The following is a 24,558-nucleotide window of genomic DNA, read 5'->3' as shown; positions in this document are numbered from 1 at the left end:
CGATCGGCTCTGCCAGAGTCACGGGTAAGACTATCGCACGCGGGGCGTTTGCAGGCTCGTGGGCGGGGATACCCCGCTGACAAAACATGACAAATGCTTTCCTGTTTAGCAGACCCTTCACGTTTCTCGCCTGCCCGGGCATGTCGGAAGTCCGGGACGGCGTCGAGGCACTGGAAGCGCTCCCCGGGCATTTGTTCTGGCTGGAGAACGAGGACTTCATCCGCCGGGCCCACGTGCCGGATTTCGTCGAACAGAGCCGCGCCGCACTCGAGGCGGTGATGCCCGGCGGCGTGGCGCTGGTCGATTCGATGCAGGACGAGATCCGGCGCAATACCCAGCTTGTGCCAGCGTTGCAGCGCCTGGCCCCGGAGGCGGCCGCGGCCGCCCACTCCTATTGCTATTGGCGCTACTCGGCAGATGTGCTCGGGCGGTCGCAGGGCATTCCGGGCAGCGCCATCGAGCGCCAGTTTGACCGGACGGTGGCACCTCGCGACGGCGCGCACAAGCTGCAATGGATCTGTCCATGCTGCGACGGGCCGGCGCATTACCGGGTCGATGGACTGCTCGCGATGCAGCGGCCGGTGCGGCAAGGCGGCTTTTCAGTCGAATGCGCGCACTGCGGGCATCAGGAGCGCTTGTACGCCGGATTCCTGCATGCCGGCCGCCTGGAATGCCGCTGTGCGGTCTGCACGAGTTTTGTGCAGCGGCTGGCGGGCCAACTGGACCGGCCCGCACGCAAGCTGTGTGCAAGTCTGGATGACTATGCATGGATGCATGCGGTGGATACCGCCGCGGAAATCCGCGAACTCACGGAAGCGTCCTTGCCGTTGCTGGCACGCGGCGACAGGCCATCGGACAACGCGCTGGCTTTCGCATTAGCCGTCCAGTCGGACGGGAATCGCCCCATTCCTGACATTCTCGGCCAGTTGGACCCGACCCTCGAAGGCAGGCTCGACAAGAATCCAAGAACCTGGGCACTACTGTGCGAATTGCTGCACCAAGGCGTGCTCGACAGCGAATGTGCGATCTACGATCAGGACGGACGCCAGCGCGTGGCGCTTGAGATTTCGTTACTCGAAGAGGATCACGCCACCGACGGGGGCACTGCGCAGGACTATCTCATTACCCTCCTGAAGGGTTACCAGCCCTCACAGCGCGACACCTTCGTCAACTGGCTGAAGGCGCTGAAGCGGCTGCGGCTTTGCACCGCGAGGTTCAATGCCGCCGTCGACGTATCCTGGAAGCCCAACCTGGAGCATTGCCGCATCCTGACTGCCAGATGGCCGGATGGCAAGGCAGCACCCGGTCCACACACCGCCCTGCCGCCGATCGCGCCAAGCGCACGCCGCCCCGAGCGGCCGGTGTACCTGGATGCGGAACTGGAGGCCGTGCAGCTGCTGAAATCCCTGGGTTATATCGTGCTCAGTCCCGAGGAAATCCGCGGGCAACAAGACCGCGTGGAGAACATTTACTGAGCAGCGGCCAAGGCGAAGCGAACCCTTAAGCAAGCCGCTTGTCCGCCCGGGCGACTGCCTGCTCCGTGCGTGGCCCTTCATGTCATTTCGACTCGCCATCATCGAGCAGACACTCAATCGCGCGAAAGAAGCGTCGTTTGGCGGGATCCGTCGAGTTCGCTGACTCCCGTATCACGGCCATGGTCGCGTCGATAAAACACTTGGCCGCCGCGCCCAATGGCACTGCACGCCGATGCGTGATGCTGATCCTGGCATCTGGCAGCGCATCCCTGATCGGCAACACGCAAAGCCCGTCTTTTGCCAACAATAATTCCGCCAATGGCCAGGGCATGAGGCTGAGAAAGTCCGTGCTGGCGATCAGGTTCGTGGCGATCACGCTTGAGTGCGAGATATGGATCCGGGGAGCGTAACGGCTGCAATAGTCGCTGAATGCGCTCTCGACCACGCCATCGGATTCCCCCGCGAAATCACGATTCAGAATCCAGGTGGCCCCTTTAAGGTCCTGTAGCGTCCGGCACTCAGCCAGTGGATGGCCAGCTCGCGCCACCACGGCGTATCCGGTCGAGAAGAGTGGCAGTTGGGCAAACTCCTCCGACTGGGGCAAGTACATTCGCCCTATCGAGAGATCCAGCGTGCCATCGCGAAGCTTTGGCACCGTTACGGTAAGCAGGCTCTCGAAGAACTCGAGCCGGGTGTCCGGCATCTGCAGCTGGAAGCGGCCGGCGATTTCGCCAAGCAAGGTCATGCCCAGCCAGGCCGGGATACCAACCGCCAGGGTCCCTTTCCGCTTTCCGGCAAAGACATCCATTTCCTGCCGGGCGCGCGCCAGCACACCCACAGTGAGACGCGCATGTTCCAGCAGGACTTGCCCGGCCTGGGTCAAGGTGATGCCCGTCGTCTCGCGAATGATCAAGGTCACCCCGACTTCGTCTTCCAGTTCACGGACCGCTTTGGTGATGGCGGCCGGTGAGTGGGAGGTGGCCCTGGCGGCATTCCGGATGCTTCCGCTGTCGGCGATCGCCACAAGTGCGCGGAGTTGATGAAGCTTCATTTCCAGCAAAAAAGTGGGTTGAGAGCCAGGGCAACCAATGGTGAACGGCGACACAAATAGCTGCCTACCGAACCCCCGCCCGACCAAATAAGCTTTGCCCGGTGATATGGCATCGCCCAAGGATGCACCCCCTTCGAGCCGTGGCATGCGCCGCGTAGATCACCTGGAACATATATGAAGCATATAGCAAGTGTCGTGGACCTCGTCGAAGCGAAGCAGGATCGATACATCTCCCTGGCCAACGAAATATGGTCGCTGGCCGAAATGCGCTATGCGGAGTTTCGCTCAGCCGAGTTGCACGCCTCGCTAATCGAGGAGGCGGGCTTCAAGGTCAATCGCGGCGTGGCAAACATGCCAACTGCCTTCGTCGCCGAAGCCGGCTCCGGAGGACCCGTGATCGGCTTTCTCGGGGAGTACGATGCACTTGCCGGATTGAGTCAGGAAAGCGGCGCGCTCACCTGCATGCCCGCCGCGGGGGCGGCCACGAGTAACGGCCATGGCTGCGGCCACCATCTGCTCGGATCCGCGGCGCATCTGGCGGCGGTGGTCGCACGGGACTATTTTGCAGCAAACAACATCGACGCCACGGTCCGCTTCTACGGGTGCCCGGCCGAGGAGGCAGCCGCCGGCAAGACCTTCATGGCCCGCGACGGCCTGTTCGATGACCTGGACGTGGCCCTGAGCTGGCACCCCTCCGTCGCCAACTCCGTGTTCATGAATGCCACCCTGGCCAATGTGCAGGCCTACTTCCGCTTCCACGGAAAATCGTCCCATGCGGCATTGGCCCCGCACCTCGGGCGAAGTGCGCTGGACGCAGCGGAACTGATGAACATCGGGGTCAATTATCTCCGCGAGCACATGCCTGATGAGGCGCGAGTGCATTTTGCCTACATCAACTCGGGAGGAGTGTCCACCAATGTCATCCCCGTCCTCGCCGAGGTTCTTTACACCATCCGTGCGCCGCGCAGCGAAGAAGCGATCGATCTCTTCAAACGCGTCAAGGATATTGCCGCAGGTGCCGCATTGATGACGGGCACGCGTCTGGAAATCATCTTCGACAAGGCCTGCTCGAACATCCTCCACAATGACACGCTCGACGCGATCATGGATCGCAACATGCGGGCGATTGGCGGGCTGGAAGTCAATGCAAGCGAAACCGACTTTGCAGCCAAAATACAGAACACCGTGAATGCGGATGACCTGGCCAACAGTTCGCGTCATTTTGCCGCCGCCTTGCGCGACCCAAGGCCAATCATTACCGAAGTCCTTCCCTATCACCCCGACGTCAAGCGCCCCGTCACCGGGTCGACGGATGTCGGCGATGTCAGCTGGGTCGTTCCGACAACACAATGCCTGACCGCCTGCTATGCGTGGGGAACTGGCTTTCATTCATGGCAAATGGTGGCCCAGGGCAAGCTGTCCCTTGCCCACAAGGGCATGCTGCTGGCAGCGAAAACGTTGGCCGCCACGGCGATCGATCTTGCCGGAACGCCTGACACCTTGCGCGCAGCCAGGCAGGAACTAGAACGCAAGAGAGGCCAGCGTCCCTATGAGTGCCCGATCCCGCCCGAGGTCATGCCTCCCCCCGCACGCGGCTAGTCCAGCCAGTGAACGCAAGCCGAGACTTTCTGATCATTTCACGAGAAGCCGATGAAGCTCAAGACGATTCTTAACACCATCGCAATGCTGGGAATTTGTTCATTTTGTGGCATTGCGCAAGCACAAGGTGCATATCCGGCAAAGCCCATCTCGCTCGTCGTGGGGTATCCCCCGGGGGGCTCTTCCGATGCTGCCGCCAGAGCGCTGGCGCAAGCCCTTTCCACCTCGCTTGGGGCAACTGTTGTTGTCGAGAATATCGGTGGCGCGACGGGCGCGATTGCGGCGCAAAAGGTGGCACGCGCCGCACCGGACGGCTACACGCTGCTGCTTGGTTCCACGAACGAGCTGGTCGCGACCAAGTTGTTCAATCCGCAGCAAGCGTATGACGGGTCAAAGGACTTCACCTATATCGGCGTAGTGGAGCACCAGGGTGCGATGATCCTGGCCTCGCCGAAAAGTGGCATCCGAACTACCGACGACCTCCTCAAGCGCATGAAGAGCGCGCCTGGGGCGCTGAGTTATGGCACCTCGGGTATCGGCTCGATGCTGCACTATGCGATGGAGTCCCTGATGCAAAGAACCAGTACCCGCATGACCCACGTTCCTTATCGTGGCGTCGCGCCATTGGGCACTGATCTCGCGGGGAACAACCTCGAGGTCGGCGTGATGGGAATTGCATCGGCGAAGGCTCTGATTGATGCGGGTAAGGTCGTACCCATCGCGGTGACGACAAAAGAGAGATCCGCCAAATTCCCGAACGTCCCTGCGATAGCCGAACACCCCTTGCTGAAGGGCTACGATGTGACGGGCTGGTTTGTTCTCGCCGGCCCGAAGAACCTCCCTGCTCCCGTGGTGGTGAAGCTGAAGTCGACGCTGCAAAGCGCGCTACACAGCCCGCAGTTCCGTCGGCACCTTGACGATGCGATCGGCGTTCCTGCGCGTGACGACGAAGACGCCCTCGAGCTGATCAAGATGGAGACGCAGCGGTACAAGTCTATTGTCAGCAACTGAGGCCACCGATCAGCTGTCTCGAATAACGATGCGATCCAGGTTACCCGAATAGCGGAAGCGAGCCCCTATTTCGCTATTGCAGGCCAAGATTCGTTCCCGGGTTTCCGGGACGAATGCGACTCTCTTGCCGGTTGTGATCCGCAGCGGTGCATTGCTGCAGACAGTCGTCGAAGCGAGTTCGCGCCTTCACAAATTCCCGACTCTCCGAGACATTCCACCGCCACCGGCCGCGTGGAACTCACAACTCAGCCATTCGTAGATTAAGCAGCTGCACGCCGGGCGCGATGTGGTCGCGGCCTGCTCAAGATTCAGATAATAAAAACCGGAGGAAGATGTGTCCTTGATCAAGCAGATACCCAGATATCTGGCTGCATTTCCAGTTTGCTTCGCAACTGCCGTATCTGCGGCAGAATCTTTCCAGATCCTGAAACCCGATCCGATGCCGGGTTCGGGCGGACTCAGTCTCTATGGTGTCGCCGATGCCGGCATCCAGTATTCGCGTGCGGGGAGTAATCGCCTGCTGCAGTCAGAGAGCGGCGCAGGCGCGACCTCGCGCTTCGGGCTGCTTGGTGTTGAACACCTGGGTAACGGGCTGTCCGTGTCTTTCAACCTGGAGAGCGCGCTCAAGCTGAAGAATGGGAGCGCGGGCGGTACCACCGCCGAGGGTGAATCCAGTCTTTTCAATCGGGAAGCCAACATTTCGCTGATTTCCACGCAGTGGGGGAGAATCAAGCTCGGACGCCAGTATCCAACCGAGCTTTCGATCGCGATCGATCCGTTCCTGGGCGTTGGAGCCTTCTCGCCCCTGGCATCGCTGGTCAGCCTGAGTTCCGATCTGGGAAAGGGTGCCACCATCGGCGATTCCCGCATCAGCGACGCCATTTCCTACTCCACACCGATCCTCGGCGGCTTCCAGTTTGAATATCTGCATGCGCCTCGCGGCGTGACCACGCCAGGATATCCAAAATCCAGCTTCCACGGCGCTCAACTTGAGTACGCAAGTGGCCCGCTCTACCTCGGGATGTTTTATAACATCATCAATACGGATCCCACCGCGACCGTGTCCTCGGTGAGGAACAGGTGGTTGGGTGCCGGCGGGATGTATTCCTTCCCTGGCGGCACCAATGCCACTTACGAGTTCAACATGACGAACCCTGACCGCGCCGGATACTTCATTGCGACCAGTCATATGGTCGGTCTCAGCGTTCCAACGGGGCCCGGTGTCATCAAGTTCTCCGCGGTCTATCGCAACGTGGCGGGCAAGGCCAGTGGTGACTCGCTCGCGATCGGGCTGGGCTACGACTACAACATGTCGAAGACCACGGCTCTGTATGCCCGCCTCGGCTATGTGCTGAACCAGAAAAACGCGATCGGCTCGCTCGCCGGGGTTGCCTTGAGTCAGCCTGGCGACGATGTCAGCATCGTTGCGACGGGTATCCGCATGCGCTTCTGATGCTGCGCCAGGTTGCCAATCAAAGCTGTAAAAAATCAATAGTGTTCGCGCAGATGAGAATGCAGATTAAATCTACAGATGTTTCACTCGATTCCATACCCGATGTCGCGACGGGGTACACATTGCCTACCCTGCTGGCGGCACGGGCGGCGCGTAACGGCGATGGGCCCCTCTTCTCGGATCGCACGACGCAGTGGACAGGCATCGACGCCTGTACGATTGCGGCGCGGCGGGCAGGCAGTCTTGCCGACCAGGGGATCACGCGCGGCGACCGCGTGGCTTTGTTTTGTTCCAACCGCGTCGAATTCATGGAGATCGTGCTCGGCTGCGCCTGGCTGGGCGCGGTCGTGGTACCGATCAACACCGCCTCACGGGGTCTGCAGCTCGAACACATTCTGCGGAATTGCGGTGCGCGGCTGCTGGTAGCGGAATCCCATCTGGTCGGGGCAGTCACGGCGCTGGACGCCCCTGGTCTCGCGCTCGAACGGATCTGGTTGATCGGCGACGTGTCGGCCGAAACTCCACTGCCGTCGCAGTGGGAAGCCATACCAATGCCGCCGCTCGGCACCGCAGTCCGTCCTGCTGCGCTAACGGATGGTGACCCACTGGCCATCCTGTACACCTCGGGCACTTCCGGGCTGTCGAAGGGCGTGATTTGCCCGCACGCCCAGTTCTATTGGTGGGCCCACTATACGGGGCGTCATCTCGGTGTGACGTCAGGGGATGTCCTTTACACCTGCCTGCCGCTGTTCCATACGAATGCGCTGAACAGCTTCTATCAGGCATTGATCCATGACGCCAATTTGGTGGCGGACCGTCGGTTTTCCGCCAGCCGTTTCTTCGATAGCCTGGTAGAAACGCGCGCCACGGTGACCTTCGTGCTCGGCGCCATGGTTCCGATTCTGCTGGGGCGCCCGATTGCGACGGCCGAGCGCGCCCATACCGTACGCATTGCGCTGGCGCCCGGCGTGCCAGGGAAATTTCAGGAAGACTTCACGGCGCGGTCCGGCATTCGTCTATTGGATGGCTATGGATCCACCGAAACCAATTTCGCGATTGGCGGCGACATTCAGCAGCAACGCCCAGGCTATATGGGCCAGGTGGTCGCCGGGTTCGAGGCGCGCGTGGTGAATGACAGCGATCAGCAGGTACCGGACGGCGAGCCGGGCGAACTGATTCTGCGCGCCGAGGAACCGTTCGCGTTCGCCGCCGGATATTTCGGCATGCCGGAAAAGACGGTAGACGCGTGGCGCAACCTTTGGTTTCACACGGGGGACCGCGTGGTGCGCGAAGCGGATGGTTATTTCCGATTCGTGGACCGGCAAAAGGACGCCATTCGCCGCCGCGGCGAGAACATTTCGTCGTACGAGGTGGAGCAGGTCATTCTCAGTCATCCGGCGGTCGAGACTGCCGCGGTATTTGCAGTGCACTCCGCGCTGGCGGAAGATGAGGTCATGGCGATGGTCGTACTGCGCCCTGATGCGCAACTCGATCCGATGGCGTTGATCCAGTTCTGTGAACCGCGGTTACCCTATTTTGCAGTGCCGAGGTATCTGGAGTTCACGCCTGACCTGCCAAAGACCGAAAACGGCAAGATTCAAAAATACAAATTGCGTGAGCGCGGCGTAACCGGGCAGACCTGGGATCTGGATGCTTCAGGATACCGGCTCAAGCGCTCATGAATTCGGTCGGTGGGAATGCGCTCGAATCGTATGAGCGCGATGGACGACCTACCAGACAGCGACGCAAGAAACTCATCGAATGACGATTAGCGATTTTGACAACGTGGTGCTGGCCGCCGGCGTGGAGGTGCCATACCGCCGCCAGGCACCGGAGCAGAGCACCGCAGACCTGCTGGCGCAGGCGTTCAGTGCCGCGCTCGTCCAGTCAGGATTCACCTCGAGCGAGGTTGACGGGCTCGGCGTGGCGTCATTCACACTGGCTCCCGATCATGCGATCGATATGGCCTGGCGGCTTGGCCTCAGTCCCCGGTGGTCAATGGACGACTGCCATGGTGGCGCCAGCGCCATCAATCTGTTGCAGCACGCCGTGCGGGCGATACAGTGCGGTGACGCCTCGGTGATCGTGCTGCTCAGCGGCGATCGCTTTACGCCGGCCGACTTCAAGCAACTGATCGAGCACTACAACCTGACAACCAGAACGTATCTGAGGCCTCTCGAACACGGGGGGCCGAATAGCCTGTTCGCCATGCTGACCCAACGGCATGCGCGTCATCACGGCTTGACGAGGCACGACTACGGCGCCTTGTGCGTGGCGCAGCGCGCCTGGGCAGCGCGTAATCCAGGCGCGGTATATCGCACGCCGCTGACGCTCGACGAATACCTTTCGGCGCCGATGGTCGCGGATCCGCTGGGCCGTTTCGATTGTGTGCCCGTGGTCTGCGGCGCCAATGCCGTGATTGTGGCCCGAGCCGATTTGGCGCGCCGCGCGGGCGTTGCCGTATGCGTGCGGGCGCTGCAATGCCGCTATAACCTCGATCATCAGACCGGTGACGGATTGCAGACCGGGCTGGTCGCGCTGGCGGACGATCTGTGGCGGCAGGCCGGCGCCAGCCCGCACGACATGGATCTGGTGTCGGTGTATGACGATTACCCGGTCATGGCGCTGGTGCAATTGGCCGATCTCGGCTTTGCGCCAGACGGGGATTTACGCGGCCTGATTGCACGCATCGCCTCGCATGAATTGCCGGTGAATACGTCCGGCGGCCAGCTGTCCGGCGGCCAGGCGGGCGCCGCCGGGGGCATGCATGGATTGGTCGAAGCGATTACCCAGTTGCGCGCGCAAGCCGGCGCACGGCAGGTGGCTGGCGCCCGTCTTGCGGCCGTGAGCGGCTATGGCATGGTCGAATATCGCTACGGCATGTGCGCGAACGCCGTGGTACTCGAACGGGTGGACAAGGAAGCGAGATGAACCTTATCGTTTTTCATTGCCGGCAATGCGACGCGGTGCTGTTTCCCGCGCGCTATCTCTGCCCACACTGCGGCACGTCGGACTGGGAAGAGCAGGTCGCGGAAGGGGGCACGATCGAGGAAATAACGGTTGTGCGCCATCGCGTCGGCGCGCAGCGCGGTGAAGACGTGCACTTGGCCACGGTCAGGTCGACGGCCGGGCCCGCGGTGATTGCCCGTCTCGATGAAGCCATGCGCCCCGGCGCTAAGGTTCGGCTGGAATTGGACGCCGCGATGCGCGTTCTCGGACATGCCGAATCAGCGCATTGACGCACAGCGTGGCTAGCTGTCGACGCCCCCGTGATGCACCGCCAGCCAAACCGTCGGCCCCGCCGCAGCGGTCCATGCCACGCGATGCCGGCAATGCGCGGGCAGGTGCAGCCAGTCGCCAGGCTGCATCGTGTGCAGCCCTGGCTGGCCTTCCAGCTCCAGCGCGGCGCTGCCGCTGACCAACAGCACCCACTCATCGTCCGCACTGTCATACCAGAACCCCTCAGGGCTGCTCTGCCCGTTGGAGACGATGCGCTCGATCTTCAGGCCGGGGCGCGCCAGCAGCGGCTGGAAAATCTCCTCCGCCGCATTCGCCGGCACCTCTGCCAGCAGGTTTCCATGCTCAGGCTTCATCCGTGCCTCCCGAAGGTCGTGGTGCCGGAACCTCAGTCGCCCGGCCCAGGCGCCAGCACATCGCGCGCGCCGTTGCGGCCCATCGGCGACACCAGCCCCGCAACTTCCATCTGTTCGATCAGCCGCGCCGCACGGTTGTAGCCGATGCGCAGCTGGCGCTGCACCGCCGAGATCGAGGCGCGGCGGCTGGTCAGCACGAAGCTGGCGGCCTCGTCGTAGAGCGGGTCGGCCTCGCCATCGCCGCCGCCGTCGCCAAACAGGTCGGCGCCGCTGGCCTCGGCCGGATCGCCGGCGAGGATGGCTTCATCGTAGTCCGGCTCGCCGAACTGCTTCCAGTGCTCGACCACGCGGTGCACTTCGTCGTCGGCGACAAAGGCGCCATGCACGCGCTGCGGATAGCCGGTGCCCGGCGGCAGGAACAGCATGTCGCCCTGGCCGAGCAAGCTTTCCGCGCCCATCTGGTCGAGGATGGTGCGCGAGTCGATCTTGGACGAAACCTGGAACGCCACCCGCGTCGGGATATTGGCCTTGATCAGGCCGGTGATCACGTCCACCGACGGACGCTGCGTGGCCAGGATCAGGTGGATGCCGGCGGCACGCGCCTTCTGCGCCAGCCGCGCGATCAGTTCTTCGATCTTCTTGCCGGCGACCATCATCAGGTCGGCCAGCTCGTCGATCACCACCACGATCATGGGCAGCCGCGACAGCGGCTCGGGCGCGTCCGGGGTCAGCGAGAACGGGTTGGGCACCTTCTGCTCCGCGGCCTCGGCGGCGCGAATCTTCTGGTTGTAGCCGGCGAGGTTGCGCACACCCAGCGCGGACATCAGCTTGTAGCGCTTCTCCATCTCGCCAACGCACCAGTTGAGCGCGTGCGCGGCCTGCTTCATGTCGGTGACCACCGGCGCCAGCAGGTGCGGGATGCCTTCGTAGACCGACAGCTCCAGCATCTTGGGGTCGATCATGATCAGGCGCACGTCTTCCGGCGTGGCCTTGTACAGCATCGACAGGATCATGGCATTGACCGCCACCGACTTGCCCGAGCCGGTGGTGCCGGCCACCAGCAGATGCGGTGCGCGCGCCAGGTCGGTGACGACCGGGTTGCCGGTGATGTCCTTGCCCATCGCCAGCACCAGCCGCGAATGGTGGGCCTGGAACGAGGCCGCGTTGACAATCTCGGACAGGCGGATCATCTGCCGGCGCGCATTGGGCAGCTCCAGCCCCATGCAGGTCTTGCCGGGAATGGTCTCGACCACGCGGATCGAAGTCACGCCCAGCGCGCGCGCCAGGTCCTTCATCAGCCCGACCACCTGCGCGCCGCGCACGCCCATCGCGGGCTCGACCTCGAAGCGCGTGATTACCGGGCCGGCGCCGGCGCCGACCACGGCGACGGGCACCTTGAACTCGGCCAGCCGCTGGGCGATCAGTTCGCCGGTTTCGCGCAGGCGTTCTTCTGAAACCTGCTCGGCGCTGTCGACTTCGCTTTCGAGCAGGTCGAAGGGCGGCAGGCGGTAGTCGACGATGGGGCGCGCTGCTGGCGGTACCGGGGCCGGCGCGGGAACTGCCGCGGGCTGGGCGGCGGCCAGCGGCACGGTGCGGCCGACCACGGCGGGCAGCACGATGCGAGGCTTGGCTGCCGGGGCCGCGGGCGCAATGTTGGCTGGAGGTTCGATGGCTTCGGCAGCTTCGATGTCCTCGATCGTTTCGACGGGTTCTGCTGCTTGCGCGGCTTCGGCTACTTCGGCAGCTTGCGCTATTTCGACGCCTTCGTCAGATTCAGCAGATTCGGCCGGCGCTGCCGTGGTTTCGGAATCGGCATAGGCATCCTCGCCGACCAGCCCGTTGGCATCCACCAGCGCCTCGGCATCGCCGTCGGCGGCTGCCTGCGCCACGAAGGGCTCCGGCGCACTCCCCTCCTCCGCCATCGCGGAGGTGGCCACGGCTTGCGCCACGGCCTCGGCACCAGTGATCTCAGCCTGGGCCTCAGGGACTTCGAGCACGTCCTCCTGTACGGGTACCGGCTCTGCCCGAACTGTCTCTACCTGGCCTTCGGCTTCGGCTTCGGCTTCGGCTTCGGCTTCGGCTTCGGCTTCGGCTTCGGCTTCGGCTTCGGCTTCGGCTTCGGCTTCGGCTTCGGCTTCGGCTTCGGCTTCGGCTTCGGCTTCGGCTTCGGCTTCGGCTTCGGCTTCGGCTTCGGCTTCGGCTTCGGCTTCGGCTTCGGCTTCGGCTTCGGCTTCGGCTTCGGCTTCGGCTTCGGCTTCGGCTTCGGCTTGCAGGGCGATGCTGTCGGGCACGGCAAGTTCCGGATCGGCGGGAATATCGGCAGCCGTCTCCGTGGTGGCGGCGGTTACCGGCTCCGGTTCGATCGCAGCTTCCGGCATCGGAACAGGCTGGGGCACTGCCGACTTGCGCGACAAGGCCTGTAGTTCGGCCAGCAGGTCCAGCGCTTCCTGGCGGATGGCGGCCAGCGTGACTTCGTCGGCCTCGTCGGCGCTGGCGTCCGGCGCATCGTCCGCTTCAGCCGCAGCGTCCACCGCGCCCACTGCGGAACCGGGCTGGGCCGGCGCTGCGATGGCACTCGCCTCGGCTTCACAAATTGCAACAGACGGTGCCGGGGCGGCCACCGGCTCGGTCGCAGCCACGGTTGCCGCAACCGGCGCAGGCGCGACGGATGCCACCGCAGCCGGTGCCGCTACTGCAGCCGCTGCAACGGTCGCCGTAGCCGTCTTGCCGGCAGCCTCCGGCAGCGTCGTGATTGCCGCACGATCCAGCGGCCGCGGCTGGCGGAACGGGCTGCTGACGACAGTCGCGCGCAGCGCTTGCGCCGGCCGCGACGCCGCCGCGGGTGCCGGCGTGGCGGTATTGACAGGCTTGCGCGCCGCCGGCGGCGCGGGGCGCGGTGCTGGTGCCGCTGGCGCGGGCGGCACAGGCGGCACAGGCGACGACGCACGCGCCGGCTTCGTCGCCCCGGGAGAATCGGCATGGTGCAGCCAGATCTCGCCCGGCTGCGGCGGGGATTCGCGCGTGCGGCGCGGCGGCTGCCAGGCGGGCTGGCGGCGTGCGGACACGGCTTCGAAGCTGCGGTGGCGCGGGGTCGGAGCAGTCCAGCCGGCATTGCCGACTACGGTGGTATCCCGGCGCTCGGTCTCGCGCAGCGGTTGCGTAGCGGCGAACACCGCCGGCGCTTCGTCCGGCGCGGCATCGGCAGCCGGCGTGCGGCGCGGCTTACGCGAGAACAGGCCGCGCCAGGTCTCGCCGAACACCATCGGCGCGGCCAGCGCCAGCACGCCCAGCATCAGCAGCAGCGCACCGGTCCAGCCGAACAGGTTGCCCATCATGCCGGCCAGCGCGCGGCCGGCCGAGCCGCCGGCGCTCGATTCCGGATCGCCGCCTGCGGTGAGCGCCTCCAGGCTGGCGCTGGCGCACAGCACCGCCAGCGTGCCGAGCCACACGCGCAGCGAGCCCGGCCCCGCGAGCCGGCGCTCGCCGGCAAGCCAGCGCGAGACCAGCCGCCACAGCAGCGGCACTACCCAGAAGGTCGAGAATCCGAACCAGCCAAAACCCATTATCGACATGCCATGTTCAAAACTACGGGCAGCGATTGTAGCGGTTATGGCAGGCAGCCATTGGGTCGGAAAGCGCAAATATTCGTAACGCCGTGCATCTGATGCGTGTTTTCCACGAGGCAGCATGACAAACCCGGCGCCAGTCGATGGTTCGCTCCGCCGTGCGGCGCTACCATGGGGCAATCCCCGCGTCCGACTACACGCGACCACACCACAACCGCATTCCAGCGCGCCCCGGTGCCCGCCCTCCCCATGCCGATCCGCTACGCCAGCCTGCGCATCCTCGTCGTTGAAGACCATCCGCTCCAGCGGGTCGTGGCCGAAGGGCTGCTGCACCAACTGGGCGTGCAGGCGGTGGTGTCCGCGGAAAACGGCACGCAGGCGGCCGAGATCCTCGGCCGGGAGCGCTTTGACGTGGTGTTCTGCGATATCGAGATGCCCGGCGGCAACGGCCCCGAGCTGATTGCCGAGCTGCATGCGCGCGGCCCGCGCGCCTTTGCCGGGACGCCGCCAACGTGGGTATGGGTCACGGCGCTGACCGAAGACATCCTGGAATCGAACCGCGGGCTCGCGCATGCCGCCGGCATCGCGCGCGTGCATGCGCTGCGCAAGCCGCTGTCGCGCGATGCGGTGGAAGAGATCCTTTCCGGCGCGCTGGTGCACGAACCCGCCGGCGCGGCGGCCGCGCCCGCCCGGTCGCCCGACGACGCCGAGCTGCTCGCCGCCGCGCGCTCCGGCGACGGGCTGCTGGTCATGCTGCAATCCCAGCACGACATCGCCAGCGGCCGGCTGGCCGGGGCCGAGGCGCTGGTGCGCTGGCGCCATCCCGGGCACGGGCTGATGCAGCCGGACCAGTTTATCCCGCGGCTGGAAGCGCTGGACGCGGCCGACCCGGTGTTCTTCTTCGTCGCGCAGCAATGCCTGCAGGCGCAGCAGCGCCTGCGCGCGGCGGGCATCGAGATCCCGCTGAGCATCAATGCCTCGGCACAAACCCTGTGCCGGCCCGGCGTGGTGGAGCAGTTCGACGCGCTGGTGGGCATCAGCGGCGTGCCGCGCCAGACGCTGACGGTGGAACTGACCGAAGGCCACCCGGTGCCCGACCCGCTGGCGCTGTCGGTCGCCATGAACCGACTGCGGCTGATGGGCTACGGCGTGGCCATCGACGATTTCGGGGTCGGCATCGCCACGCTCAAGCTGCTGGCGGACCTGCCCTTCACGCAGCTGAAGCTCGACCGTTCCTTCGTGGCCGAGATCGACCGCCCCGGCCCGCGCGCCGCCATCTGCCGCAGCATGATCGGCATGGCCCTGGACCTGGGGCTGGAATGCGTGGCCGAAGGCGTCGAGACCGACGCGCAGCGCGGCGCGCTGGTGGCGCTGCGCTGCCCCCTTGGCCAGGGCTACCTGTGGTCGGCGCCCAAGCCGGTGGAGGCCTTCGTCGCCGATGCCATCGACCGCGCGGTGCCGCCGGCCTAGCCGGTAGCAAGCCCGTCGCTACTGCCCGGCGCGGAACGGGTACTTGGCGAAGATCTGCGCCACCACCTTGTCAATACGCTGCTGCGCGTTGGCCTGGTCGCGCGCATTGACGCTGCCCACCGCCACGCCTTCCCACACCAGCTTCTTTTCCCTGCGGTCGACCAGGTCGATATTGAGCGTGCCTTCGGTGTAGGTGTAGACGTCGTTGTAGAAGCCGTAGCCGGGCCAGGGCGCATAGAGGCCGCCTCGATAGCCGTAGTAGCCCATCATCGGCGCCGGCGACGGGCTGACCTGCACCTTCTCCTGCAGCTGCGTATTGAAGTTGACCAGCAGGTCGGGCGACTGCGCCGCGTAGCGGTAGCCGCGCGCGTCCATCTCACGATGCACGGCGGACTTCAGGTACTGGGTGGTCAGGCTTTCGTAGCCCTGCCGGTCGGTGCCGGGGTTGTCGACAAAGCCGAAGCTGCGGTAGGCGCTGAAGTTGGTGGTGCGGCTGTAGTCGGTCTTGATGTCGGGCACGCTGGCACAGCCCGCCAGGGTCAGTACCGCCACGGCCAGCGCCGGGCACAACAGCCGGAAGGATTTCACGATACACCCCCGTGAGGCCGCACCCGCGCGCGGGCGCAGCCCTTGCAGTCCGTCATCTTCAGTCCGTCATCGTCGGCGGCGCCGGGACGCGCTGCGGCGCCGTGGACTGCGGCAAGCCGGCGGACTAGTTCAGCTTGCCGTTGAGACCACCCACGCTGAGCCGGCCGGCGCCCAGCAGTGCCACTGCCAGGGCCGCGCCCAGATACATGCCCTGCAGCTCCAGCGCCCAGCCGCCGGTATCGGCCAGCATGCCGAACTGCTTGCTGTGCACCAGCGCCAGCGCAAACAGCATGTTGATGGCGACGATCACCGCCGCCAGCCGGCTCCACAACCCGATGATCAGCAGGATCGGCGCCACCACTTCCCCAATATAGACACCGTAGGCAACCCATTCCGGCAGCCCCGCGCCCGCGGCCACCTTCGCCACGAAGCCGATGCCGGATGCGCCAGTCAGCTTGGCGATCCCGTGCAGCAGGATCAGCGCGCCAAGCACGATGCGCAGCAGCGCCTTGCCCAAGTCCTGGGAACCCTGAGAGCCACCCATGCCATTCTCCTTGCCGAGTTAAATGCCGAAATCCAGCGGGACAGGCTCTGGCCGGTAATGGCCACAGCCATGCGCCTTTACCCTCACGCGCAGCGTCCGCCCATGTACCTTAGTGCGAGGCGGCGTGAAGGTAAAGCCGCAGGGATCAGACAAGCGCTTCCCCGGATGCGGCGAGGGCACCACCTTGCCAATGCCGCCGCGCCATGCGTCGCGCTACACCACCCGATGCATTGCCGGCTGCCGCGGCTCGTGCATGCCGACCTTTTGCACACACTCGGGCAGGACTTCGCCGAGAAAATCCAGGAAGCGCCGGGTGGCCGGCGTCACGCCCTTGCGCGACGGGAACACCGCGTGCAGCGTGCCGACCGGCATCTCGTACTGCGGCAGCACCAGCTCCAGCTCGCCGTTCTCCAGCGCCTCGCGGCAATACATGCGCGGCAGCATCGCGACGCCGACGCCGGCGATCGCCGCCTCGCGCAGCAGCGCGAATTCATCGGTGATCAGGCGCGGGTCGTAGGCGATCTGGACCGATTCGCCGGTCTTGCTGCGCAGCGTCCAGACATGCTTGCCGTCGTGCGGCTTCTGGCCCACGCCCGGCATGCCGTCCAGCGCCTGCGCGGTGCGCGGCCGGCCGATGCTGTCGAGCAGCGCGGGGCTGGCCACCAGCATCACCTGGCTTTCGCCGAAGGTGCGCACCACCAGGCTGGAGTCTTCCATCACGTCGCGCACACGCAGCGCCACGTCGAAGCCCTCGCCGATCACGTCCACGCGCCGGTTGGTGGCTTCGAGTTCGATCCGCACCGCCGGGTTGGCGCGCATGAACAGGCCGATGGCCGGCGCCAGCAGGTTCTGGGCGACGCCAACCGGGCAGCTCACCCGCAGGTCGCCGCCGGGCTGTTCGCGCGCCTGCTCGATGACTTCGCGGGCGGCCTCGGCCTCGTTGAGCATGGCGCGGCAGCGTTCGTAGAAGGACTCGCCAAGCGGCGTCACGCGCACCTGGCGCGTGGTTCGGCGCAACAGCTGCACACCCAGGTCACGCTCGAGCTGGGCAATGCGCCGGCTCAACCGCGACTTGGGCACGCCGGTGGCGCGGCTGGCGGCGGAAAAGCTGCCGTGTTCGACCACCTGGGCGAACAGGGACAGGTCGTTAAGGTCTTGCATGAAAGGCTCCGGGATCACCGCGCAGGGCTTGTCTGGCAGGAGGATGGCCGTAATACCCGCCAGATTGGCGTTGCATCGGTAGAACAATCCTTTGCATTTTGCCTCACTACCGATACCAATGGCCAGCCAGTATCTTTCATCCATCGCAACCGCCCCTTGTGGAGAAAGACATGAACATCCTGCAGATCGATTCCAGCGTCCTCGGCGACAACTCCGTTTCGCGCAGCCTGACCGCCAGCGTGGTGGCCGACCTGGTCGCCGCCAACCCGGGCGCCACCGTGACCGTGCGTGACCTGGACACGGACGCGCCGGCGCACCTGTCGGGCAACCTGCTGCCCGTGCTGGGCGGCCCCAAGGACGGCCTGAACGCCGCGCAGGAAGCCGAGCTGCAGCGCACCGAGCAATGGCTGGCTGAGTTCCTGGCCGCCGACGTGCTGGTGGTGGGCGTGCCGCAGTACAACTTCGGCATCCCAAGCCAGCTCAAGGCCTGGATTGACCGCATTGCGCAAGCCGGCCGCACCTTCACGTACACCGAGAACGGCCCGGTGGGCCTGGCCGGCGGCAAGCGCCTGATCGTGGTGTCGTCGCGCGGCGGCGTGCGCCAAGATGCCAATGAGCTGGACCTGCACGAGAAGACTGTCGACGTGGTGTTCCGCTTCCTCGGCATCACCGACATCACCTACGTGCGCGCCCACGGCCTGGCCATGGGTCCGCAGTTCCGCGAAGCCGGCCTGGCCAGCGCCCGCACCGAGATCGCGGCGCTGAACGACGCCAGCCGCCTGGCCGCCGCCTGATCGCGGTTGACGGGCTGCCCCGCTAGCGGCCGGCGCTGTAGGACGGCGCCGGCTCGCTCCGGGGACAGATCAGGTCTATGATGGATCGGGGCGCTACGGCGCCCCGCGTGCCATGGGCGGCGCGCTGGCGCAGGGCGCAAGCCCGGGCTGGCAGGCCGCCTGCAGTCATCGACCGATCCACCTCCGGGAGCCCGCATGACTTCAGCCCTGTTGCCCGCCGCCGCCGTCCATCCCCCGCACGAACCCGCCCTGCTTTCGCAGTATCGCCATGTACGCGCCGCCACCGAAGCGATGGTGGCCGACCTGTCCGATGCCGATGCCACCGTGCAGTCGATGGACGACGCCAGCCCGGCAAAGTGGCACCTGGCGCATACCACGTGGTTCTTCGAGGAATTCGTGCTGGCCGCCCGCATCCCCGATTACGAGCCGGTGGACCCGGACTACCGCTACCTGTTCAACTCCTACTACGAGGCCGTCGGCCCGCGCCACCCGCGCCCGCAGCGCGGGCTGCTCAGCCGCCCCTCGCTGGACGAGGTGCTGGCCTACCGCGAGGGCGTGGACGATTCGATGATGTCGCTGCTGGGCAAGGCCCAGACCGACGATGAAGCGGCGCTGATCACGCTCGGCCTGCAACATGAACAGCAGCACCAGGAACTGCTGCTGACCGACATCCTGCACCTGTTCGCGCAGAACCCGCTGCGCCCCGCCTTCGCGCCGGAGCTGACCGCGCCGGTGATCGCCGACCCGCGGCCCGCGCCGGACTGGATCGGCTTTGACGGCGGCGTGGTCGAGATCGGCCATGGCGGCGAGGACTTTGCTTTCGACTGCGAAGGGCCGCGCCACAAGGTCTACCTGCAGCCGTTCCTGCTGTGCTCGCATCCGGTCAGCAACCGGCAATGGTTCGAGTTTATCGAGGACGGCGGCTACCAGACCGGGGGCCTGTGGCTGTCGGACGGCTGGCGCTGGGTGTGCGAGCAAGGCATCCAGGCCCCGCTCTACTGGGAGGCGCGCGAAGGCACCTGGTGGCAGATGACGCTGCGCGGCATGCATCCGGTCGACCCGGACAGCCCGGTGACGCATGTCAGCTTCTACGAGGCGGAGGCCTTTGCGCGCTGGGCCGAACGCCGGCTGCCGACCGAGGCGGAATGGGAGCATGCGGCGCGCAGCCTGCCGGCGACGGGGAATTTTGTCGAGGGGCGCGCGCTGCGGCCGCTGCCGGACCGGCAGAGCACCTCGGGCGTGCTGCGCCAGATGTTCGGCGATGTGTGGGAATGGACCGGCAGTGCTTTCCTGCCATACCCGGGCTTCCGCCCCAGGGCGGGCGCGGTGGGCGAGTACAACGGCAAGTTCATGAGCGGCCAGATGGTGCTGCGCGGCGGGTCGTGCGTCACGCCGGAATCGCATATCCGGGCGACGTACCGCAACTTCTTCTATCCGCACCAGCGCTGGCAGTTCACCGGGGTGCGGCTGGCGGACGATGTCTAGGCGGGCGCCAGCCAGCGCCACGCCAGCCAGGCCAGCACTACCCACACCAGCACGATGACCACGGCGGCCGCGCGATTGCGCGGCCGTTTTGCATGCGTCGCCTGCCATGCATCGGCCCGGCTGCGGCATTCATCCTTCACCGCCACCGGAACCATCCGCAACGTCAGCCAGATGCCCAGCGGTACCAGCAGCACGTCATCGACATAGCCCAGCACCGGGATGAAATCCGGGATCAGGTCGATCGGGCTGAAGGCATAGGCCACCACCAGCGCGCCCAGCAGCCGCGCCGCCCGGGGCGTACCGGGGTGGCGGCTGCAGAACCACAGCGTCAGCAGGCTCGCCTTGAGCCCGCGCGCCCACTGGCGCAGGTGTGCGCCGACGGCCATCGCCGGGCTCCGCGCTTACCAGCCCTTGGTCTTGGGCTGCTGCGCCGCGGGTTGCTGCGCCGCGGGCTGCTGCCCGCCCGGCTCGCCGGTGGGCGCCTTCAGTGGCGGCGCCGCCACGATCGGCGTCTGCGGGTACAGCTTCTGCCAGCGGGCCTTCAGGCCCTTGGCGATCTCGGCCTGGTTGTAGCGCTCGGCAAAGTCGATCACGGTCATGCCCTGCTGGTTCTTCAGGCGCATGTCGGCGCCCTCGTCCAGCAGCAGCTTGACGGTCTCGATATGGCCCGCGCGCGCGGCCATCATCAGCGGCGTGGTGCCGTTGGGGCTTTCGGCATCGATATAGGCGGCATGGTCGACCAGGTACTTGACCACGTTGTTGTGGCCATTGGTGGCCGCGTAGTGCAACGGCGTCCAGCCGGTCTTGTTGATCTCGGCCTCCATGTCGTCGACCATCAGCTTGACCATGTCGAGCTGGCCCTGCAGCGCCGCCATCATCAGCGGCGTCTCGCCGGCCGGGTTGGCCTTGTCGAAGTCGATATCCTTGGCGCGGATCAGCACCGTGGCCGCCTTCAGCGATTTCTCGCGCAGCGCCAGCACCAGCGCCGGGTTGCCGCGGCTGTCCACCACGTTGGGATCGACGCCTTTGGCCAGCAGCTTCTTGACGGTGTTGGCGTCGTCGAATTCGACGGCCTTGCGCATGTCGTCGGCGGGCGCGGCCTGCGCCAGCGTGGCGGCGGCCAGCACCGCGACGCCGGCGGCACGGCGGACAAACTTCATGTCAAACATGAGAATTCCTGTCGATATGCTTGAAAAGATTGAAGAAGTTTTCGGTAGTCTGCTCGGCTACCTGCTCCACCGGCACCCCGCGCAGCTGGGCGATAAACTCGCCCACATGCCGCACCCAGGCCGGTTCGTTGGTCTTGCCGCGGTACGGCACCGGCGCCAGGTAGGGCGAATCGGTCTCGATCAGCATCCGGTCCAGCGGTACCTTGCGCGCGGTCTCCTGCAGGTCAGCCGCGCTCTTGAAGGTGACGATGCCGGAGAACGAGATATGGAAGCCCTCGTCCAGCGCCTGGCGCGCGACGTCCCAGGTCTCGGTAAAGCAGTGCATCACGCCGCCGGCTTCGCGTGCGTTCTCTTCGCGCATCAGGCGCAGCGTGTCCTCGGCCGATGAGCGGGTATGGATGATCAGCGGCTTGCCGGTCTGCTTCGCCGCGCGGATATGGGTGCGGAAGCGCTCGCGCTGCCATTCCATCTCGGCGATGGTGCGGCCGTTCAGGCGGTAGTAGTCCAGCCCGGTTTCGCCGGTGCCGACCACGCGCGGGTGGGCGGACAGTTCCACCAGGCGCTCGAGCGTCGGGTCCTCGCCTTCCTCGTAGTCCGGATGGACACCCACCGACGCGTACAGGTTGGGATGCTGCTCGGCCAGCGCCAGCACGCGCGGGAAGTCTTCCAGCGTGACGCAGATGCACAGCGCATGCGTGACCTGGTTGGCGCGCATGTTCTCCAGCAGCTCCGGCAGCCGCGCGGCCAGCTCGGGGAAATCGATATGGCAGTGGGAATCAACAAACATGGGAAATCTCTTTTGCGGGGGCGCACAGGCCCGGTTCAGGCCCGATTCAGGCCCGCTCGGCGCCGTCCACGCGGCGACCGAGGATGATCAGGTCGCGCTCGACGCCGTCGAGCACGGCCACGCGCGGCAGGTCGCCCCAGCGCGTGAAGCCCATCGCCTCGAACAAGCCCAGGCTGGGCGCATTGTGGCCAAAGATAAAGCCGAGCAGCGTGTTCACGCCGACCCGGGGCGCGTGTTCGATGGCCTGATGCAGCAGGTAGCGGCCCAGCCCCTGGCCGCGGCGCTGCGCGTCCAGGTAGATCGACACCTCGGCGGTGCCGCCATAGGCCGGGCGGCCATAGAAGTCAGAGAAGCTCATCCAGCCGGCCATCTGGCCGTCGGCGTCCTCGCAAACCCACAGCGGCCGGCGTCCGGGCTGGTGCGCGTCGAACCAGGCCTGGCGCGAGGCCACGGTGACCGGCTCGGTATCGGCGGTGACCATGCGCGATGGCACGGTGCTGTTATAGATGGCAACGATGCCCGGCAGGTCGCGGGGTTCGGCAATGCGCAGGGAGAATGCAGAAGAATTCATTGAAAATCAAAATATTGCGACAACAACTTCGCAACGTTCATAAGGTTTGCGTGGGGCGCCCGGACTCCAGCGTCTTGCCCAGGATCTCCTCCACCGCGCGGCGCAGGTTGCGCCCGTTGTCGTCGTCGGGGAAATGCACGCCGACGCCGGGGGTCTTCATCGGCGTGCCCGCCGGGGTGATCCAGGCCACATGGCCCGCGATCTGGTATTTCTGCGGCCGGTCCAGCAGCGACAGTACCAGGAACACCTGCTCGCCCAGCCGGAACGGCCGGTTCGACGGCACGAAGATGCCGCCGCGCGCCAGGAACGGCATATAGGCCGCATAGAGCCCGGCCTGGTCCTTGATCGACAGGGACAGGACATTGGGGCGCGATGCCGCCCCGCTGCCAGTAGGCGCTTCCGGCGATGCGCCGGCAACTGCTGTGTTCATGGTTGACCCCCTGAATGACTATCGGTGCTGCTTGTTGTTATGGTTTTGTTCTGAATCCTTGCTGCGCTACCGGAACAGCTGGCGGTATTCCAGGAATACCGCCTCCATCACCAGCCGGGCCGCCAGCGGATGGTTCTCGCTGCGGCGATGCGCGGTCAGCCGCGTCGCGTAGGCCTGCAGCCGGTGCGCGTCGCTGGTCCCGGCGCAGCGCGCCAGCGCGGCACGTTCCTTGGGGAAGTACCTCGGCGCGGTGCCGTCGCCGCCATCCAGGCGCAGCATCAGCAGATCGTACGTCCAGCGCTGCAGGATGCCAAGCACGGCGGGCACCGGTAGTTTCTGCAGTTGCTCGGCCGCCGCGGAGGCGTCAAAGGCCGCGCCCGCACCCAGTTGCCCGACCAGCCAGCGCTGCAGCGGCTGCTCCTCGGCCTCGGCCGCGTGCAGCGCGGTCAGCGGCGAGCCGCCGGCCTGGGCCAGCTGGGCCTCCGCGTCCGCCACGCCCTGCCCGCGCAGCCAGGCCAGCGCGGCCTCCGGCGTCGGGCGCTGGGCCGAGAACTGGCGGCAGCGCGACAGGATAGTCGGCAGGATGCGGTCGAGCCGGTCGGTCACCAGCAGGAATACGGTGGACGGCGGCGGTTCTTCCAGCGTCTTGAGCAGCGCGTTGGCGCCCTCGGCCTGCAACGCATCGAGCGGGTACACCACCACCACGCGCAGCCCGGCCCGGTGCGTGCCCACGCCCACGGCCTCGATCAGCGCGCGCACCTGCTCCATGCGGATGATCTTGCTGGGCGCCTTCTTCTTGCCACCTTCGTCGGTCTCGGGGTCGGCCGAAGCGTCCAGCGCCTCGGGCCGCACCACGGTGAAATCCGGGTGGTTGCCCTGGCTGAACCAGTGGCAGGCGGGGCACTGGCCGCAGGGCTGGCCGTCGGGCAGCGGCGCCTCGCACAGCAGGCCTTGCGCGAAATGCAGCGCCAGGTCGCGCTTGCCGATGCCTTGCTGGCCATGGATCAGCAAGGCATGCGGCAGCCGTTCGCGCAGCGCGCCGAGCCGTTGCCAGTCTTCCTTCTGCCAGGGATAGAGCATGCGAATCAGTAGGTTAGCAACAAAATTTAAGCCTTTACCCGAGATATGAGCCGTTTTGCGGATTTCGCATCAGCGCGGATCGCGGCGATATCACGGCAAACCTATATCGGCACAAAATCAAAGCGTTGCAATGATAGCCTCGAGTTCTTCGCGAATCTGCTCGATGCTGCGGGTGGCGTCGATCACGCGGAAACGCTGCGGCGACTGCGCGGCCCGGCGCAGGTACTCGTCGCGGGTACGGTGGAAGAAAGCGCGGGACTCGGCCTCGAACTTGTCCGGCGAGCGCGCCCCGGCCAGCCGCTCGCTGGCGGTTTCCAGCGGCACGTCGAACAGCAGCGTCAGGTCCGGCTGCAGGCCGTCCTGCACCCAGTCCTCCAGCACTTCGAGCCGCTGCGTCGACAAGCCCCTGCCCCCGCCCTGGTAGGCGAAGGTGGCATCGGTGAAGCGGTCGGAAATCACCCAGTCGCCCCGCTCCAGCGCGGGCGCGATGACCTCGGCGATATGCTCGCGCCGGGCCGCGAACATCAGCAGCGCCTCGGTTTCCAGGTGCATCTTGCGATGCAGCAGGATCTGCCGCAGGTCCTCGCCCAGCGGAGTGCCGCCCGGCTCGCGGGTGGTGACCACGGCAGGGACGCCGCTGCGCGCGCGCAGGCGTTCCGCCACCCAGTCGATATGGGTGCTCTTGCCGGCGCCATCGATGCCTTCGAAAGTGATGAATTTTCCGCGCATGG

The 24,558-nt window shown here is 65.8% G+C and carries 23 protein-coding genes; 10 read left to right on the top strand and 13 right to left on the bottom strand.

What is annotated here, in order from left to right:
• Positions 1-86 precede the first annotated feature (86 nt).
• Complete coding sequence (locus tag K307_RS33390) at positions 87-1,475, top strand: hypothetical protein (RefSeq protein ID WP_042885268.1); 1,389 nt, start codon at positions 87-89, stop codon at positions 1,473-1,475.
• A gap of 82 nt (positions 1,476-1,557) precedes the next feature.
• On the opposite strand, the gene K307_RS33385 is transcribed toward K307_RS33390, so the two are convergent.
• Positions 1,558-2,580 carry a LysR family transcriptional regulator gene (locus K307_RS33385; RefSeq protein WP_230626213.1) on the bottom strand — a complete coding sequence of 341 codons (1,023 nt, stop codon included), beginning with the start codon at positions 2,578-2,580 and terminating at the stop codon, positions 1,558-1,560.
• A gap of 120 nt (positions 2,581-2,700) precedes the next feature.
• Here K307_RS33385 and K307_RS33380 point away from each other — a divergent pair, with 120 nt between their 5' ends.
• The 6 genes from K307_RS33380 to K307_RS33355 all read left to right on the top strand — a co-directional run bounded on the left by K307_RS33380 (position 2,701) and on the right by K307_RS33355 (position 9,828).
• Positions 2,701-4,125, top strand: a complete 1,425-nt coding sequence (locus K307_RS33380) for an amidohydrolase (protein ID WP_042885266.1) — start codon at positions 2,701-2,703, stop codon at positions 4,123-4,125.
• A 51-nt stretch (positions 4,126-4,176) separates the two neighbouring features.
• Positions 4,177-5,136 carry a Bug family tripartite tricarboxylate transporter substrate binding protein gene (locus K307_RS33375; protein ID WP_042885265.1) on the top strand — a complete coding sequence of 320 codons (960 nt, stop codon included), beginning with the start codon at positions 4,177-4,179 and terminating at the stop codon, positions 5,134-5,136.
• Positions 5,137-5,470: 334 nt separating this feature from the next.
• Positions 5,471-6,589, top strand: coding sequence for a porin (locus K307_RS33370; RefSeq protein ID WP_042885264.1), 1,119 nt, complete (start codon positions 5,471-5,473; stop codon positions 6,587-6,589).
• A 59-nt stretch (positions 6,590-6,648) separates the two neighbouring features.
• The gene (locus tag K307_RS33365) at positions 6,649-8,271 is read left to right on the top strand and encodes an ATP-dependent acyl-CoA ligase (RefSeq protein WP_230626381.1); all 1,623 of its coding nucleotides are present in this window, start codon (positions 6,649-6,651) and stop codon (positions 8,269-8,271) included.
• Between the two features lie 79 nt (positions 8,272-8,350).
• Positions 8,351-9,520: a thiolase family protein gene (locus K307_RS33360; RefSeq protein ID WP_042885263.1), complete on the top strand. Its 1,170-nt coding sequence runs from the start codon at positions 8,351-8,353 to the stop codon at positions 9,518-9,520.
• Positions 9,517-9,828, top strand: a complete 312-nt coding sequence (locus tag K307_RS33355; RefSeq protein ID WP_042885261.1) for a Zn-ribbon domain-containing OB-fold protein — start codon at positions 9,517-9,519, stop codon at positions 9,826-9,828. Before K307_RS33360 ends, K307_RS33355 begins: the two co-directional genes overlap by 4 nt.
• Positions 9,829-9,840: 12 nt before the next feature.
• Here the strand turns inward: K307_RS33355 and K307_RS33350 are convergent, their stop codons facing one another.
• Both K307_RS33350 and K307_RS33345 read right to left on the bottom strand, forming a co-directional pair.
• Complete coding sequence (locus tag K307_RS33350; protein WP_042885260.1) at positions 9,841-10,182, bottom strand: cupin domain-containing protein; 342 nt, start codon at positions 10,180-10,182, stop codon at positions 9,841-9,843.
• Positions 10,183-10,214: 32 nt separating this feature from the next.
• A complete protein-coding gene (locus K307_RS33345; protein WP_042885259.1) occupies positions 10,215-13,745 on the bottom strand; it encodes a DNA translocase FtsK in 3,531 nt (1,176 codons plus the stop codon).
• Between the two features lie 252 nt (positions 13,746-13,997).
• Between K307_RS33345 and K307_RS33340 the strand changes: the two genes are divergently transcribed.
• Complete coding sequence (locus K307_RS33340) at positions 13,998-15,218, top strand: EAL domain-containing protein (RefSeq protein WP_042885258.1); 1,221 nt, start codon at positions 13,998-14,000, stop codon at positions 15,216-15,218.
• 18 nt (positions 15,219-15,236) lie between these two features.
• Here the strand turns inward: K307_RS33340 and K307_RS33335 are convergent, their stop codons facing one another.
• The 3 genes from K307_RS33335 to K307_RS33325 all read right to left on the bottom strand — a co-directional run bounded on the left by K307_RS33335 (position 15,237) and on the right by K307_RS33325 (position 17,511).
• Positions 15,237-15,806: a DUF4136 domain-containing protein gene (locus K307_RS33335; protein ID WP_042885257.1), complete on the bottom strand. Its 570-nt coding sequence runs from the start codon at positions 15,804-15,806 to the stop codon at positions 15,237-15,239.
• A 124-nt stretch (positions 15,807-15,930) separates the two neighbouring features.
• Positions 15,931-16,350, bottom strand: coding sequence for a DoxX family protein (locus K307_RS33330; RefSeq protein WP_042885255.1), 420 nt, complete (start codon positions 16,348-16,350; stop codon positions 15,931-15,933).
• A gap of 213 nt (positions 16,351-16,563) precedes the next feature.
• Positions 16,564-17,511: a LysR family transcriptional regulator gene (locus K307_RS33325; RefSeq protein ID WP_042887701.1), complete on the bottom strand. Its 948-nt coding sequence runs from the start codon at positions 17,509-17,511 to the stop codon at positions 16,564-16,566.
• A gap of 170 nt (positions 17,512-17,681) precedes the next feature.
• Here K307_RS33325 and K307_RS33320 point away from each other — a divergent pair, with 170 nt between their 5' ends.
• Positions 17,682-18,305: an FMN-dependent NADH-azoreductase gene (locus K307_RS33320; protein WP_042885254.1), complete on the top strand. Its 624-nt coding sequence runs from the start codon at positions 17,682-17,684 to the stop codon at positions 18,303-18,305.
• A 195-nt stretch (positions 18,306-18,500) separates the two neighbouring features.
• Entirely contained in the window at positions 18,501-19,790 is a 1,290-nt protein-coding gene (gene egtB / locus K307_RS33315) for an ergothioneine biosynthesis protein EgtB (protein WP_042885253.1), read from the top strand.
• On the opposite strand, the gene K307_RS33310 is transcribed toward egtB, so the two are convergent.
• The 7 genes from K307_RS33310 to tmk form a co-directional block, all read right to left on the bottom strand.
• Positions 19,787-20,176 (bottom strand): YkvA family protein, encoded by a 390-nt coding sequence (locus tag K307_RS33310; RefSeq protein ID WP_042885252.1) that lies wholly within the window; start codon positions 20,174-20,176, stop codon positions 19,787-19,789. The two genes, egtB and K307_RS33310, sit on opposite strands and share 4 nt — an antisense overlap.
• A 15-nt stretch (positions 20,177-20,191) precedes the next feature.
• A complete protein-coding gene (locus K307_RS33305) occupies positions 20,192-20,959 on the bottom strand; it encodes an ankyrin repeat domain-containing protein (protein WP_051975266.1) in 768 nt (255 codons plus the stop codon).
• The gene (locus tag K307_RS33300; protein WP_042885251.1) at positions 20,952-21,746 is read right to left on the bottom strand and encodes a TatD family hydrolase; all 795 of its coding nucleotides are present in this window, start codon (positions 21,744-21,746) and stop codon (positions 20,952-20,954) included. The genes K307_RS33305 and K307_RS33300 overlap by 8 nt, the downstream gene beginning before the upstream one ends.
• A gap of 46 nt (positions 21,747-21,792) precedes the next feature.
• Positions 21,793-22,317 (bottom strand): GNAT family N-acetyltransferase, encoded by a 525-nt coding sequence (locus tag K307_RS33295; protein ID WP_042885250.1) that lies wholly within the window; start codon positions 22,315-22,317, stop codon positions 21,793-21,795.
• A gap of 37 nt (positions 22,318-22,354) precedes the next feature.
• Positions 22,355-22,747, bottom strand: coding sequence for a PilZ domain-containing protein (locus K307_RS33290; RefSeq protein ID WP_022534618.1), 393 nt, complete (start codon positions 22,745-22,747; stop codon positions 22,355-22,357).
• A 66-nt stretch (positions 22,748-22,813) separates the two neighbouring features.
• Entirely contained in the window at positions 22,814-23,827 is a 1,014-nt protein-coding gene (locus K307_RS33285; RefSeq protein ID WP_042885249.1) for a DNA polymerase III subunit delta', read from the bottom strand.
• Positions 23,828-23,944: 117 nt separating this feature from the next.
• Positions 23,945-24,556, bottom strand: a complete 612-nt coding sequence (gene tmk / locus K307_RS33280) for a dTMP kinase (protein WP_042885248.1) — start codon at positions 24,554-24,556, stop codon at positions 23,945-23,947.
• Positions 24,557-24,558 lie beyond the last annotated feature (2 nt).

Source organism: Cupriavidus necator A5-1 (assembly GCF_000744095.1).
Lineage (GTDB): Bacteria > Pseudomonadota > Gammaproteobacteria > Burkholderiales > Burkholderiaceae > Cupriavidus > Cupriavidus necator_A.
The sequence above is the reverse complement of the archived record's forward strand: the minus strand, read 5'-3'. Positions and strand labels throughout refer to the sequence as shown.